General features: G+C 56.7%; 13 protein-coding genes and 1 tRNA gene. 4 read left to right on the forward strand and 10 right to left on the reverse strand.

Annotation, left to right across the window (positions count from 1 at the left end; translation table 11 throughout):
- Window positions 1–175: 175 nt before the first annotated feature.
- The 8 genes from G449_RS17275 to G449_RS0114065 form a co-directional block, all read right to left on the reverse strand.
- The gene (locus tag G449_RS17275) at window positions 176–853 is read right to left on the reverse strand and encodes a tetratricopeptide repeat protein (protein ID WP_022659953.1); all 678 of its coding nucleotides are present in this window, start codon (window positions 851–853) and stop codon (window positions 176–178) included.
- Window positions 846–983: a CcmD family protein gene (locus tag G449_RS18210; protein WP_022659954.1), complete on the reverse strand. Its 138-nt coding sequence runs from the start codon at window positions 981–983 to the stop codon at window positions 846–848. Before G449_RS18210 ends, G449_RS17275 begins: the two co-directional genes overlap by 8 nt.
- Window positions 984–1,028: 45 nt before the next feature.
- Window positions 1,029–1,712: a cytochrome c biogenesis protein gene (locus tag G449_RS0114040; protein WP_022659955.1), complete on the reverse strand. Its 684-nt coding sequence runs from the start codon at window positions 1,710–1,712 to the stop codon at window positions 1,029–1,031.
- Window positions 1,712–2,389 carry a heme exporter protein CcmB gene (locus tag G449_RS0114045; RefSeq protein ID WP_022659956.1) on the reverse strand — a complete coding sequence of 226 codons (678 nt, stop codon included), beginning with the start codon at window positions 2,387–2,389 and terminating at the stop codon, window positions 1,712–1,714. The genes G449_RS0114040 and G449_RS0114045 overlap by 1 nt, the downstream gene beginning before the upstream one ends.
- Window positions 2,377–3,084, reverse strand: a complete 708-nt coding sequence (locus G449_RS0114050) for an ABC transporter ATP-binding protein (RefSeq protein ID WP_022659957.1) — start codon at window positions 3,082–3,084, stop codon at window positions 2,377–2,379. Before G449_RS0114050 ends, G449_RS0114045 begins: the two co-directional genes overlap by 13 nt.
- Before the next feature lie 15 nt (window positions 3,085–3,099).
- Window positions 3,100–5,016, reverse strand: a complete 1,917-nt coding sequence (locus tag G449_RS0114055; protein ID WP_022659958.1) for a heme lyase CcmF/NrfE family subunit — start codon at window positions 5,014–5,016, stop codon at window positions 3,100–3,102.
- Between the two features lie 212 nt (window positions 5,017–5,228).
- Complete coding sequence (locus tag G449_RS0114060; RefSeq protein WP_027181034.1) at window positions 5,229–5,642, reverse strand: cytochrome c maturation protein CcmE; 414 nt, start codon at window positions 5,640–5,642, stop codon at window positions 5,229–5,231.
- Between the two features lie 489 nt (window positions 5,643–6,131).
- The gene (locus tag G449_RS0114065) at window positions 6,132–7,169 is read right to left on the reverse strand and encodes a hemolysin family protein (RefSeq protein ID WP_022659960.1); all 1,038 of its coding nucleotides are present in this window, start codon (window positions 7,167–7,169) and stop codon (window positions 6,132–6,134) included.
- 414 nt (window positions 7,170–7,583) lie between these two features.
- On the opposite strand from G449_RS0114065, the gene G449_RS0114075 reads away from it, so the two are divergent.
- The 3 genes from G449_RS0114075 to G449_RS0114085 all read left to right on the forward strand — a co-directional run bounded on the left by G449_RS0114075 (window position 7,584) and on the right by G449_RS0114085 (window position 9,632).
- Window positions 7,584–7,660, forward strand: a tRNA-Met gene (locus tag G449_RS0114075).
- 211 nt (window positions 7,661–7,871) lie between these two features.
- The gene (locus G449_RS0114080) at window positions 7,872–8,492 is read left to right on the forward strand and encodes a hypothetical protein (RefSeq protein WP_022659962.1); all 621 of its coding nucleotides are present in this window, start codon (window positions 7,872–7,874) and stop codon (window positions 8,490–8,492) included.
- A gap of 3 nt (window positions 8,493–8,495) precedes the next feature.
- The gene (locus G449_RS0114085) at window positions 8,496–9,632 is read left to right on the forward strand and encodes an XRE family transcriptional regulator (RefSeq protein WP_022659963.1); all 1,137 of its coding nucleotides are present in this window, start codon (window positions 8,496–8,498) and stop codon (window positions 9,630–9,632) included.
- 94 nt (window positions 9,633–9,726) lie between these two features.
- Here G449_RS0114085 and G449_RS17910 read toward each other — a convergent pair whose 3' ends face one another.
- Both G449_RS17910 and G449_RS0114095 read right to left on the reverse strand, forming a co-directional pair.
- The gene (locus tag G449_RS17910) at window positions 9,727–10,359 is read right to left on the reverse strand and encodes a GDYXXLXY domain-containing protein (RefSeq protein ID WP_022659964.1); all 633 of its coding nucleotides are present in this window, start codon (window positions 10,357–10,359) and stop codon (window positions 9,727–9,729) included.
- Window positions 10,352–12,772 carry a DUF2157 domain-containing protein gene (locus G449_RS0114095; RefSeq protein ID WP_022659965.1) on the reverse strand — a complete coding sequence of 807 codons (2,421 nt, stop codon included), beginning with the start codon at window positions 12,770–12,772 and terminating at the stop codon, window positions 10,352–10,354. The genes G449_RS17910 and G449_RS0114095 overlap by 8 nt, the downstream gene beginning before the upstream one ends.
- 433 nt (window positions 12,773–13,205) lie before the next feature.
- On the opposite strand from G449_RS0114095, the gene G449_RS17290 reads away from it, so the two are divergent.
- Window positions 13,206–14,981, forward strand: coding sequence for a methyl-accepting chemotaxis protein (locus tag G449_RS17290; RefSeq protein WP_022659968.1), 1,776 nt, complete (start codon window positions 13,206–13,208; stop codon window positions 14,979–14,981).
- Window positions 14,982–15,050 lie beyond the last annotated feature (69 nt).

A 15,050-nucleotide genomic window follows, 5' to 3' on the forward strand; every position in this document is an offset into this window, starting at 1 on the left:
CGAGAGTTTTGCGGGGGAGGGACCCTTTAAAAAGGGTCTCCTCCCCCGTACCCCCACCCCCCTGAATTTTTTCTTCTGCTATCTGGAGTGGCTAACAAGGCCATTCAAAACACCAAAAGGCCTCTGTGGAGCAGTTCCACAGAGGCCTTTTTAATTTCTGGCTGGCAGAAAAGTCTTACTTGGCGGATTTCTTGTCTGCCTTTTTGTCAGCTTTCTTGTCCGCCTTGGCGTCTGCTTTGGCATCGGGCTTGGCTGCGGCAGGCTGGGCTTCTTGCACTGCGGGGACTTTTTCCAGTTCCTGCTTGATGGCGGCCTTGAGTTCTTCGCTGGCGGTGGCGTCAGTCAGGCCCGCGCGCAAATGTTCCGCGCCGCGCTTGGGGTCTTCGAGAAAATAGATGTACAGCACGCCGAGGCTGTAACGCACGGAGGCTTCGTCCTTGATCTTAACGACCTGCTCAAGGGCTTCGGCGGCTTCCTTGTGGCGGCCCTGATTGTGCTGGATTACGCCAAGCAGGTACAGGGGCTTGGGATTGCTCACGTCCATGGTCACGGCGCGCTGGGCAAAGGTTTCCGCCGCATCCCAGTTCTGCGCGGTCACAAGGTGCTCGATCAGATGAATAAGAGCGCCGAGATCCTGCGAATTTTCCGCAACCTGACGCATGAGCTTGCCCACGGTCTGGGCATCTTCGCCAGTTTCGCCCCCGCCCATTCCCTGCTGTTGACGGGCCGCCACAGTGAGATGCGGATTCTGGAACCGCGCCTTGAGCGAAGCCCCAAGCATCACGGCCAGCGCAACAGCCAACGCGATAATGAGTATCCGGGCAGAAAGGTTGCCTTTTTTCGTATCAGTCATGATTGAGCATCTCCATCTGGGCAAGGCGCGCGGCCAGTGAACGCTGGCGAGCCGCCAGAAAAGCCATATACGAGCCAATGCCAATCCACACGGCGGCATTGGCCATGATTACCCATGTCAGTGTATCCATAGTTCCTCCGGGTGGAGTGAATGATTCCAGTTACGGGCCAAAATATCAGGCATTCAGCCGATTTTGCGCCAGCGCGTCAAGGCGGTCGCGCAGATCAAGCTGGCGTTTGCGCAGCCACACCAGGGCCGCCCACAGCAGGCCAAAACAGGCCACGCAGGCAATGACGGTAATACGCATTTCAGGCTCCAGCCCGCCGCCCTTGCTGCCAAAAACAGCCGGATGGATTGACCGCCAGATGCGCGCCGACATAAAGACCAGCGGCACATCCAGAAAGGCCACCACGCCCACCACGGCGCACACCGTATTGCGGCGCTGCGGCGGCAGGTCAAGCCCGCGCAAAACCAGATAGCCCGCGTACACGAACCACATGATCAGGGTTGTGGTCAGGCGCGGATCCCACGTCCACCACACGCCCCACGAGCGGCGCGCCCAGAGCATGCCCGTGACCAGCGCAAGGCCGCCCAGCAGCACGCCCACTTCTGCGGCGGCGGCAGCCAGCCTGTCCGCAGCGGGATTACGCCGCCACAGGTAGGCCACAGATGCGCCAAACACCACAAAAAAACTCACCAGTGCCCACCACGACATGGGCAGGTGGATGTAAAATATCTTTTGCGCCAGCCCCAGGGTCACTTCCTCGGGGGCATAGGCAAACACAAGCCACTGACAGGCGGCAAAGGCAACGCCCCCCAGCAGGGCCAGAATCTGCGGCAACGCCGAACACTTGGGCATTACTCGTCCCCCGCGTAGATGTATCCAAACAGCAAAAGCCCGGCACCAAGAAAAACTGCGTCAAAGGCGGCGGCAACGCCGAGCCACGCCCCCGGCCCATCCGGGTTGGGGGCGCCGAGGGCCTGCGCCCCCACGCTGATACCCGCCAGCAAAAGCGGCGTCAGCAGCGGAAAAAGCACAATGCTCAGCAAAGACTCACGGGCGGCCTGCCCCTGCGCCAGCGCCCCCAGCAGGGAGCCAAGGGCGCACATGCCGATATCCGTCAGCACAAGGGCCAGCAGAGCCTCGGGCAATGGCCCGCTGAGATCCTGCCCCAGAAAGACAACCGCCGCTGGCAGAAAAACAACCTGCGCCAGCACCAGCAGGGCAAGCCCCGCGCAGCCCTTGCCAAGCCATACGGCCTGCACCGGGGCGGGGCACAACAAAAGCCCGAGGCGGGAATTGTTAACTTCTTCCAGCGCATAGAGCTGGTTGAAAATAAGCACCTGACAAAAGGCGGAACTTATCCAGAACACAGCCGCAGCGCCCTGGGGTGCCATGCGCTCGCCAATGCCCTGCGACAGGCTAAATACAAAAAGCAGCAAAAGCCCGAGCAGCAAGGCCTGCACCAGCCCGCTGCCACGCGCCAGCGTCAGGGCCAGATCCTTGCGGGTCATGGCAAACATCAGGCGCAGCATGCGGGGCCTCCCTGCGTGCGTTCAGAGGCCTCTGCGGCAGCGCCAGCCAAGGTTTCCACCGGGGCAAATCCGCCAAAGCCAGCGGGGGAGCCGTCATAGGCCAGTTTGCGGTGTTCCAGCGCCAGCAGCCTGTCGGCCAGTGGGGCGTCGCCCGCCAGATCGTGGCTGATAAGCACCACGCATGCCCCGCGCTGCCGCGCTGCAAGAATCTCGCGCCGCAGCAGGGCCAGCGAACCCACATCAAGACCTGTGCCGGGTTCGTCCAGCAGGAGCACGTCCGGGGCCTGCATGAGCACCCGCGCAAGATTCAGGCGCTGGGCCATACCGCGCGAGAACACGCCCGCCCGTTCGTGGGCGTGGGCTTCCAGCCCCACGCGGGCCAGCCCGGCCATAATGTCGTCACGCGTCAGCTTGAGGCCGTAGGCGTCGCGCCAGAAGGCCAGATTTTCCACCGCCGTGAGACCGGGATACAGAAAGGTAGCGTGCCCCAGATAACCCACGCGGGCCTGATCGGCCACGTTGGCAGCGCCAGCGCTTGGGCGGGAAAGCCCTGCCATGATGCGCATGAGGGTGCTCTTGCCCGCGCCGTTGCCGCCCACAAGCAGCGAGACACTCCCCGCAGCAAGAGCGCAGCTTACGTCTTTAAAGACGACCTTGACGCCATAGACCTTGGCAACGCGCACAAGTTCCAGCAAGAGGGCCTCCTGCGGCTAGGCCGCGCTGTTCTCTCTGTCCGACTCCGGCGCGGGATTCTTGCGGCGGCGCAGACCGGCAAGCGGCACAAGGCACATGATGGTGCCGCCGATCCACAGCCAGTTGACCAGCGGCTCAACACTGACCTTGACCACAACCCTGGAGCTTTCGTCCAGCCCCAGCAGGGAGGCGTAGATTTCGTTGCCAAGGCCGGGGATCACGTCCACTTCGGAGAACTGCATGGTACCGAACTTGTCGTACAGGCGGCGCTCCGGCGCGACAATGCCGATGGATTTGCCATCCTTGAAGATTTCCAGCCGTGCGGCGATAAATTCATGGTCAACGCGGCGGCCCTCGCCCAGTTCGAGCAAGGTGGCAGTATAGCTGCCCACGGTGCTGCTTTCGCCCTTGGCGAGGATCATTTCGCGGTCAGTGGTGTACGGGCCGGAAAAGGAGATGCCAATGGCAACCAGCGCCATGCCTATGTGCGCGCCCAGCGCCCCGATGGTGACAGGCTGCGAACGGTTGGCCTTGTCAGCCAGCAGCATGACGGCCCCAAGCACAATAGCCACAGCGGCGGAAGCGCCCAGCAGGGCCGTGGGCTGATGGTAGCCCAGCGTCCAGATAACCCCGGCGCTGACTGCAAAGGCCCCGATCACGGCAAAAAAGCCCTTCTTGTTGCGCAGGCCCCCGCCCCAGCCGAGCCAGGGGCAGGCCGCCATCATCATCACCAGCAGCGCGCCGAGGGGCAGGCACACGCGGTTGTAGAAACGCGCGTCAAGGCCGCGCGGCGCGGCAGACCACAACTTGCTGATGACGGGCCACATGGTGGCAACCAGAATAATCACGGCAAGCGCCAACAGCACCCAGGCCACAAGGGTCAGAAAGCCTTCGCGGCTTTCAAGCCCGGCAAGGGGTTTGCCGGTTTTGGGCGAGGCAAAGGGAATCCACAGGGCAATGACAAGGCCGCCCAGCACAAAGATGGTCAGGGGCGTACCCACGCTGCCGTCGCCAAAGGCGTGGACGGAATCAATAACGCCGCTGCGCACGAGGTAGGTGGCAAAAAAGGCCGAAACCGTGGTGAGCACCATCATGGCAACGTTGACGCGTCCAAGCTTGCCCCGGCGGTCTTCAACAATCAGGGTATGCAGCGAAGCCGTGGCGATAAGCCAGGGCACCAGAGAGGCGTTTTCCACAGGGTCCCATGCCCAGTAGCCGCCCCAGCCAAGCTCCATGTAGGCCCACCATGCGCCGAGCACTATGCCCGCCGTAAGGAACAGCCACGCCAGAATGATGAAGGGCCGCGAAAGGCGGAACCAGGACCCTTCGCTGCTGCTCTGCCCTGAAAGGCACTGCGCCAACGCCAGACAGGCAGGCACGGCAAAACCGCCGTAACCGAGGAACAGCAGCGGCGGATGAAAGATCATGCCGGGATTCTGGAGCAGGGGGTTCAGGCCGTTGCCGTCTGCCGGAACAGGCGATTGCAGCACAAAGGGATTGCTCCAGCTGGTGAGGATAAGGGCAAAAAAGCCCATGATGATGTAAAAAAAGCTCCAGTACCACAGGCGCGTGGGGCGGCTGAGGTTTCTGTAGGCCCGCGTGAGCGCGAAGGCGCTGCCGCTCAGGCCCACTGCCAGCGCCCAGAAGAGCATGGAGCCGGGCTGCCCGGCCCAGAAGGCCGTGAGGCGGTAAAATACGGGCAGTACGCGGTCAGTATAGCTGGCAACGTAGGCTACGCTGAAGTCGTTCCAGAACAGGGCGTGCAGCAGCAGGGCCGAGGCCAGCAAGAGCGCGCCGCTGATAACGAGGTGGGCTTTTTCCACCACGGCGAGGGAGTCTTCCCGGTTTTGCCACAATTGCAGAAGGGCCAGACCACAGCCGCCAAGTGCGGCCAGCAGGGCCACCAGTTGAAGGGCAAAGGCAAAAACGTACATAAGACTCCTTTATCCCGCTTAGGGGGCGGCCCGCCGCTAGGCGGGGCGTTGCTATCGTTTGGGCATCGGGTGCCCGATTACGGCTACGCGCACTGAACTGAAACCCGGCCATCTTGCAGGGAAAGCCCGCGACCTTGGCCCGCAACTATGGACAGAACGAAGGGCCAGTCAGGCCAATCGCACTCGCCAAACGGCAATGCCGCTGAGCAGGCTCAGCTATTGCGGTTCTCTTTCTGGTATTTGGAGGGGCATTTGGTCATGAGCGTCTTGGCCTGAAAGCGGCCTTCCGGCCCCATGCCGCCTTCAACAATAACTTCCGCGCCAGCCTTGAAGGTGTCCGGCACTGCGCCGGAATAACTTATCAGAATGGTCTGGCTGGCGTTGTCCTTGTCTTCAAGGCGAAAATCCACACCGGGCGCGCCCCGGTGCTTCTCAATGCCGTCTTCGGCCACAGTACCAAAAAGCCGCGCCGCCACGAGTTTTTCGGGCGTTGCGGCCTTGGCTTCCGACACGTTCAGAAAATACACGCTGTTTTCAGAAAAGCCGGAATATGCAAGATAGCCCACCCCGCCCAAAAAGAGCAGCAGCGCGGCTATGTAGATGCCAGTGTTTTTTTTGCGGGCCATGCGTTTCTCCTGAAACATTGGGTCATGCTTGGTGCTGCCCGAAAGGGGCCATGACCTTCGGCCTGTTGCGCCGCAGGGCGCGCAGACCGAACCTGCCGGGCTGGGGCTTTTGCCCTGGGGCACCCGGCCTGATTGCTCAAACCCTTACGCTATTTTACACCTGTTGACAAGATAGGAATTATTTTTAATAGAAGTATAACTCAGCTAGGGGCGCGGGTTCTGTGATTGTAGTCACACTTGCCGCAAGGTTTGTGTGCGGGCGCACACCACTGCAACAGCAGGGGAACAGGGGCTGAATCCAAACAAGCATTTGCTCAGGCACACATGCAAGGCAGAATGCGGCCTGCGTCTTATCATACTACTACAATAAGATTTCTGCCGCAAGGGATAATACAATTATTCCACGCCGCCCAATCCGCTTCGGCTGGCGCGCAAGCTGCTACGCGCCGGATTTGCAAGCCGGGCAAGCGGGCAGCGCAGGGCAACAGATCAGCCCTGCCGGTTCACGCTCAGTTCGCGCCGCCGCTGACGAGCCAGCGCGCGCAGATCATCCACATTATCGCTTTCGTCCACAATTTCGCTGCCGAGGATCTCTTCCAGCACGTCTTCCAGCGACACCACGCCAGCAAGACCGCCGTATTCATCCAGCACCACAAAGAGATGCACGCGGGCCTTGAGCAGATCGTGCAGCAGCACGTCAAGGGTCTGGTTTTCAATGATGAAATGCGCTGGGCGCATGATCTTGCCGAGGGTCACATCTTTGCGGCCCTCGTTTATGCAGCGGCCCAGGGTGCGGCGCTCCACCACGCCCACAATGTCTTCGTTATTGTCGCCGTACACGGGTATGCGGCTGAAATGCCAGGTGCGCTGGTCTGTATAGGCCTGCTCCACGGTGAGGTCGTCCGGCAGTTCAAACACCACCGTGCGGGGAGTCATTATCTCGCGCACACGCTTTTGGTCCAGCGCCAGCACGTTGCGGATAAAGGCTTCTTCATAAGGTTTGATGCGCCCCGCCTGACGCGAAAGGCTCGTTACGGCGCGAATATCGTCCTCAGAAATGACCGGGCCAGCGGACGGCGGGGACACGAGCCGCGTTATCATGCTCGTAACCCACAGCAGGGGCGACATGAGCTTGACCATGATGGCAAGTGGGCGGGCGAGCATCACACCAAGCGGCTCCGCCTTGGTCACGCCCAGATTCTTGGGCAGGATTTCGCCCATTGTCAGAATCAGCACCGTAAAGCCCACGGCAAAAATCGACATGTATTCCGGCCCATACACGGCCAGAAAGGCCGCGCCCGCCACCGTGGCCCCGGCGGTGTTGGCAATGGTGTTGAGCGTGAGGATGGCGGCAATGGGTTTGTCCACCTGGGTGCGCAGGGCGTACAATAGCTCGCCGGACTTGCTGCCGGACTTGCGCAGCCGCTCGATGGTTGACCACGAAAGGGAATACAGCACCGTCTCAAGCAGCGAACAGGTAAAGGAAACGGCAACAGCAATGACAACGGCCAGAACAAGGGTGAGCATGGCGAAACATCCGAAGGATTTGATGCGGCGGGTCGCCCTGCAAAACGCAAGGCGGCGCTGACAGCCGAAGTTTAGCCCCGCGCGGGCCTGTTTGCAATCGCTGGGGCGTTGAGCGAGGGGGGGATGTGGATGCTGACCAGCAAAACCAGCCGCAATCTCAACGAATGAAATGAAAAAAAGGAACGACAGTTACTGCGGCAACTGGCAAGTGAGATTATGCTGACTGAAAAACGCGCCCCTGGAGCAAAAATATTTTTGAGAAGTAAAATGCAATATAACTGCGCAAACAAAGGGTTTCAGGCTCTGACAATCATTTTTGAATGAGGCTCTTTCAAAAAAATTTATTAATTTCCTTGACAGTCAGAGGCCAAGCGCTTAGATATCTGTTCTCGCAGCGAGAAACGCTGCACGTGTCGCGGGGTGGAGCAGCTCGGTAGCTCGTCGGGCTCATAACCCGAAGGTCGTAGGTTCAAATCCTGCCCCCGCAACCAGATAATACAAGCCCTTACGGAGACGAGCCGTAAGGGCTTTTTTGTTTTTGAACGGATCGTTCCTCGCATATCTCCTCACTACCTACGCAACACCACGATAGGATTCATTACAAAGAGAACGTTGACAACCCCTTTTTCTCGCTATAAAGTTTATAAAAATTGACAAAAATTATATAAAGTTTATTTTTATAAAAAAGGAGCTGTCAAGTATATGACCAAATTTATTGAAAAATTTTACTCAGCAGATCGTGGCAAGTTGATTGATGACTTTTTGCAGAAACTTCATTATGGCTACCAAGAAGCTGCGCTTCAATCGGAGCGATTCCACGACGCTCGCATGCGAAAACAAGTTTTGAGTTTAAATCAAAAAAGTGCTGGAGACCTTGCCTTTCAACAAGCTTTTTATGCACACACGGGGCAAGGATCAAAATGGGATCCCAAAAGCAACCGCAATCAGTCATACCGATATGCTTATGGCATTGCTGGGGGCCTCCGTTTTTCAATTAATCGCCTCCCTCATGAGGGCGGCAAGATAAGATGGGCCAATTTCAGGGCAAACCATGCGCTGACAAATCAATGGTCTTTGTTTGGTGATAGTGGTCTTGATCGGCCAGATTTTCCATACTGCCTTATTCTCCATGGCCCTGAGAAAAAGCACGGAGAGGAACTTGGATTTGCCAGAATCGTTTTGCCAGATCCTAATTTAAAAATGTTCATTGAAATGCTTGAACTACCTGTTGGTGCAATTAATACGCAGCCAGTTCAAATAGAGACAGAGCTGCCGGATGCCCAGCCAAAAGCGAAGCCAATGGAACAACAAAATATCGGATAGAAAATGCTTGATTTTTTGAAAGAGAGACTCCAACAAGCGCGGATTGCAAGGGGAATTAACAAGTCAACCCTTTCTATGCTGTCGTCTATCACACAAACATCTATTTCAAATTATGAAGCAGGCAAGCAACTTCCAAGACCTGACGCAATAACAAAGCTTGCAAATGCTCTATCCGTTCCTGAAGCTTTCTTTTTCAAGCCACTTGCCCCCCCGTTGGAGTCTCCTGTATTTTTCCGCTCATTCACTCGCCAAAAAAAGGTGTTTCAAGAACAATGGGCACAACAAAGTGCCTGGCTTGAAGAACTTTTGAATATTTATCTACAATATATCGACCTGCCGGAATTGAAAATTCCCCAGATAACCCTGGGAGAAAATTGGGAATCAGTCCCAAGTGCAACCATTGAAGACATTGCCTACAGAACACGAGCTGCATTAGGATTAGGATATGGTGCAGTTCCTAACATGATCAAACTAATGGAAAACAGCGGCTGTGTGGTCTTGCGTGTTGACATGGATCCATCAGAGTTTGCTTTTTCACGCTGGTTGTTGGGCAACCGAGTGCCTTGCATATTTGTAACATCAGAGACAACGGCATGCCGCGATAGGATGAGTGTTGCCCACGAACTTGGGCACCTCGTCATGCACCGGAATATAACTCTGACAGATAAAAATAGAAAAATTGTAGAAGACCAAGCGAATGTTTATGCGTCCGCATTTCTCATGCCGGAAATGGGCTATGCTAAAGATTTGCGATACACTAATCTTGATGGCTTTAAATCGCTGAAAAAGAAATGGGGAGTTTCCATAAGCGCCCAAATTATGCGGTGTTCTCAGTTAAATATTATACCTGAAAAAATTAAACACTATTTATATATCCATCTTTCAAAAAAAGGATGGAGAACAAATGAACCATTCGACGATGAAATGCCTCTGGAAACACCTAATTTGCTTAATGCAGCAACAAAAATGCTTATTTCAAGCCTTGGGGTGACCAAAGAAGACATTAGCACTCGACTAGGGTTATCTTTTTTCGACATTGCAAGATTAAGCGGAACACCAATTGACTATTTTATAGTGCAAGATGAAGATGTGCAAATAATACCCAAAGCAAAACGTATATATTTTAATCGCAACAGGTAACATTATGCGCACGTTATTTCTAGCCAACTGGAAAGCTTAGCCATCATTATCCCTTAGTTGAGTAAAGGCACTTTGCCACCTCAATAAAACTCCCCTACCCGTCCCCCAACCCTACAAGCAGGGTCTTACCGTCTGGCGCGAGTTTGAACACACCAAACTTAGCGCCTGTATACTGATGGGCGGTTCCCTCCTGAAAGTAGAAGGCTGTGGCGGCAGTCAGCACTTCGTATCCACGCAGCTTGTAGGCCAGCAGAAATTCGTCGGCTTGCAGGGGGCTGCCATCATCCAGCCGCACAAATGATGCCGCATGCGGCACCGGGTCATTGGTAATGCGCAGTACGGCAAAGCCTTCCGTGTTCCTGCTTTCGTCATATGTGTTGAGGCTTTTTGCGCGTGCTGTGGGCGAACTGGCACTGCCATCCACGCCCCCGCCGTTTGCCGCATTGCCCGAAGCTCCAGCCTCCGGCGTCCCCTTTTCCGCACTCATTTGAGCTGCCTTTTGGGCAGCGCTCTGTGCGGCCCTCTGCGCAATGGCCTTGCGAATATCGTTGTTCACCACATAGCGCAGGGCCATGTAGTCGCCCATGAGCGGTGCGCGCGGGTCAACCGGGGCAAAGGCCAGCAGGATTGTCTTGCCTTCCGCCAGCACTGTTTCCATGCGGTATACGGAAAGGCCATAGCCGCCCAAAAACAAAACCAGCACCGCAAGAATATAGAGCTTACGCATGGGCTGCCTCCCGCGCCGCAGCTTTTGCCTGCCATAGCCGCAGAATCAGGGCCAGCGCCAGCAGGCCAAGGCCTGTTGCCATCAGATAGATGGACTTTTGCGAAAACGGCACAGCCAGACTGTAGTAATAAAAAACCATGTAGGCGAAGAGATACGCCAGCACAAAGCCCTGCATAACCACGTTGCCCATCCGCCTTGCCAGCGTTAGCCCCAAAAGGGCCAGCCCCGCCCCCGGCAGATACCACGACAGCGCAAACACAAGGAGCATGCCCGCCATTGTGAGCAGCCGGGCGGGCCTGCCCGCGCCTTTGCCTAACCAGTATGCCAGCGCGGCCACAGCCAGAGCCGGGGCAAGGCCCAAATATCCCGAAGTCAGACCGGGCAAACCCATATCGCTGGCGAGGCTGTACGCCGGGGCAAGGGTGAACATCTCAAAAATCAGCACAGAAGCGTAAAAGCCGTAAAACCACCCTTCCGTCACGTTGCCACGCGCCGTGCCGCGCCACCTGTGTTCACGCAGGCAATAGCAGGCCAGCCCCGCGCAAACCAGCGCCCACCACAGCGAAAACAACTCCACCGCGCCGCCTGTTTCGGAGGCGGCAAAACCATTGCGCGCATACCCGTAAGAGAACGCAATCCCCAGCGCCACAGAGTTGCCAATCACCACCGCCGCCAGCACTGCGTAGCCAGCATTGCCCATGAGGATGCCTAGAGCCAAAAGCACCCCCGCCAGCGCAAAACAGGCCAAACCTTCGGGCCTGATGCTGGCGCACAGGGCAATGCCAAGCCCGACAGTTCCGGCAATCACCAAGGCAAAGCCAAAGTGTCGGGCAAACAACTGCTGCCTTGCCAGCAGCACCCGCCCCATAAGCAGCACCGGCACAGATGCCGCAAAAACGGTCAGTTCCTCATTGGAGCTGATCCCCAGACTCTCAAAAAGCAAAAATCCGAAAAAGGCGATGAAGAAAACCGCCGCCACCCATCCGCCAAAGGCCAGCATGCCCCTGACATACCAGGGGGAGGGTTGCGCCCCCAGCCTGCCCGATGCGTCAGGCAAGGGCTGATTGAGCGGCACAAAATCGCCCGCCTGCAAGTGCGCCCACAGCGTTTGCCAGTTGTTCCCGGCAGCGGCGCGGGCAAGGATTGAAGAAAAAAAGGCCACGGTTTCGGCCTCCTGCCGGGGGGCCGTTATCATGCTGCGTTGCAGGTGCAGGAGTATCTTTGCCAGCCCCGCAGTCACGCCGGTGACAAGCAAACCCCACAGCAAAAAGGTTGCCATGCTTCCGGCGCTGAAAAACAGTTCCGCTTCCGCCAGAGCGGAAAGCAGCACTGCCGCGCCCGCTGCCAGAAGGGCCGCAAGCATGAAGAGGTCGGGTTGCCGGGTGCGATACCACCACCACGAAAAACCCGCCACAACCAGGGCAAAACCCACAACAAAATTGGGCGAAAGCCAGAGCATCTGCTCAACCCTGAAATACAGGCCAAAAATAGTGGCGATCAGAAAAAACGTGGTGCGGGAAACCATGTCAAAAAAGAGCAGTCTGGGCATCCAGCGCGAGCAGAGCCACGCCTGCGCATGGGCATGGGCCGTGTTCTTGCTCTGATCTATATTCTGGCCTGGATTATTGCCTGCATCATCGCCTGCATCATCCAGATTCTGTTGCAGTCTGGCCGCCGCCCTGCGGGTCATCCACTCCCAGCACGCAATGGCGCAGGCAATGGCAACAAGCCACTCCGGCACCATAAGAAACTGCCCCAAGGCATCAAGAGGCGAGGAAAGGCTGCGCCCAAGCCAGAGCGCCGCAAAAATATTGGCTGAAATCCACGCGGCAAACCACAGCCCGGCCTGCCTGCCCGCCAGCGCAAGCAGCACCAGCAGCGCCGTCCATACCCGAAACAGCTCCCACAGCTCGGCCCCTGTCTGGTAGGTCTGCCCAAACACCGCCAGCATCGGCCCCATTGCAATGCCGCAGGCCAGCAGCAAAACCTGCCCCAGCCGCGTATCCGGCCCCAGCAGCACAGCCCCAAGGCCGCTCCCGGCCACCAGCGCGCCCATAAGCGCCATGCGCGCAGAGGGCGTCATGGCTCCCCAGTTCCAGGCAATGAAGCAGATCACGCCCGCCAGAAAAAACAGCGCCCCGCCCAGCAAAAACATCTGCCGCCAGTAGGCGAGCCAGGCCTTGCCGTCCGGCCTGAAACCGCAAAATTCCACGGCCCGCTGCCATGCTACAGTGCTGATTACCCCGGTATCGCACAGGGTGTTGAGCGCGGTCTTGGTCAGCGGCGGCAACACTCCGCCACCGGGGGCGTGGACTGGCACAGTGTCTGGCGCAGTGTATGGCGCGTGGCCTGCCTCATGGTTTGACGCATGGCTGGGCGTTGCAGAAGGATCAGAATTTTCAATTTCGGTCATGGGCGGCTTCCTAACAGTGCGCAGGGGCATGAAAATCAATGACGGTTATCAGCGTAACGGCAGCATAACAAAACAGCCCCTGACGGAGAACAGGAATATATCTCTGTAATTATAGCCAGATATACGATTCTGCCGCTAGATCAAGCAACACCCGGACAATGCGCCCATTGACAGAAGCCTGCGCGATTCCCCTTACAAAATTTACGACATGCGCGGCATCTCCCTGTTCAAAACAGTCTTTCCAATATCTGCTCATCATATCAAGCATATCAAGCTATTGCGCTGCGATTCCCTTGCGCCCAACAGGCAAATGTTACTTTTTTGTGCTGTTCTGTTGGCGAGGGTCTGCTGGCCCTATTGTTTTTCCCTGCGCGTCCGTTTAGAACCAAGCATCACATCAGTCATTCTATTATACCACTGCGAGGGAACGGCAATGCTGAAAAATATCTCTGTTGCCAGAAAGTTCACAATTCTTATAGCTTCTGTATTTTTGGGCATGACTGCCCTTTTTGTCATTTCAACATACACGATATCAAAAACATCAATTGGTTCCGCAACATATCAATCCATAGAAAACAGCAAGGATTTGCTTGCCGATATTTTACCTCCACCGCTTTATGTTGTTGAAACATACCTTGATGCATTGCAAACCGTTAACGCCAGTGATGCTGCAAGCCTTGAAAAAATTTACGGTTCCATTGCCCAGCATAAAAAAGCATTCCAGCAGCAATACGAACTCTGGCATTCCGGCGCTATTGACCCAAAGATCAAGGAAATTCTCAATCAGGAACTATACCCCACGGGGAAGGCCATCTTTGAAATATTTGAAACCAGGCTCAAACCGGCACTTCAGGCCGGCAACAAGGCAGAAGCTGAAAGCATTTGCCTGAACCAGCTTGCGCCCGCCTATCAAAAGCACCGGGCCGTGGTGGACAAGCTTGCGAGCCTGCTTGATGCCTATTCCAAAAAAGTTTCGGACGAAGGCCGCAGCGTTGTTGAAACCGGGCGCATTTTCTTTACCGCCATGTTTATTTGCGGTCTGGCGCTCATCACGGTGATCTCGCTGGCTATCGCCATGGGCATTATCAAGCCGCTCAGGGAGTGCATCTGTTTTGCAAAAAACATCAGCGACGGCGCGCTTGATTCAGAAATGACCATGCAGAGAAAGGACGACTTTGGCACGCTGGCAACGAGCCTCAGCACCATGCTTGTGGAGCTGAAACGCAAAATTTCTTTTGCGGAAGAAAAAAGCCAGCTTGCAGAGCAGGAGGTCGCCAAGGCCACCCGCGCAGCAGAGGAAGCGCACGAAGCCAGACAAAAAGTGGAAGAGAACCGCAACAAACTTGTGGATACAATCCAACGGCTTGAGAGCGTGGCTGGTGTTGTCACCTCGGCTTCCGAGCAGCTTTCTGCGCGCGTTGAGCAGTCCAGCCGGGGCGCGGACGAGCAATCAGGCCGGGTGCGGGAAACCGCCACAGCCATGGAAGAAATGAACGCCACCGTGCTTGAGGTCGCCAGAAACTCCCAGCGGGCTGCCAGCGCCTCTACCGAGACGCGCGGGCAGGCTCAGGACGGAGCCGCCATTGTGGACAAAGCGGTCAAAGGCATTGAAGACGTGCGCGCCTACTCCCTTGCCATTCGCGAAGACATGGCGGTGCTGGGCAAACAGGCGGACGGCATCGGGGAGGTCATGAACATCATTGCAGACATAGCCGATCAGACCAACCTGCTTGCACTTAACGCCGCCATTGAGGCTGCGCGCGCAGGCGATGCGGGTCGCGGCTTTGCCGTGGTGGCCGATGAAGTGCGCAAGCTGGCGGAAAAAACCATGACGGCAACCCAGGATGTGGGCCGCGCGGTGAACGAAATTCAGGCTGGTACGCGCAAAAATATTTCCAGCGTGGAAACCGTGGTCAAGGCCATTGAAAACGCCGCCGCCCTTTCCGCCCACTCTGGCGACTCGCTGAAAAATATCCTCGGCTTTGTGGATCAGGTCAATGATCAGGTTCAGTCCATTGCCACGGCCAGCGAGCAGCAGTCCGCCACCAGCGAGGAGATCAACCGCTCCGTTGAGCAGATTGCCACCATCTCCGCAGAAACAGCGCAGGCAATGGAACAGGCCTCCACGGCAGTATCTGACCTCATGCAACAGACCCAGATATTGCATCAGCTCATAAAGGACATGAAGGCGCAAAGCCAGACAGCCTGAGTAATCCCGCACAAGACTGCAAGCTCCCCAATGGCCGCCCGTTGGGGAGCTTTTTTGCATACTGTCCCA

Source organism: Desulfovibrio desulfuricans DSM 642 (genome assembly GCF_000420465.1).
Classification (GTDB): domain Bacteria; phylum Desulfobacterota; class Desulfovibrionia; order Desulfovibrionales; family Desulfovibrionaceae; genus Desulfovibrio; species Desulfovibrio desulfuricans.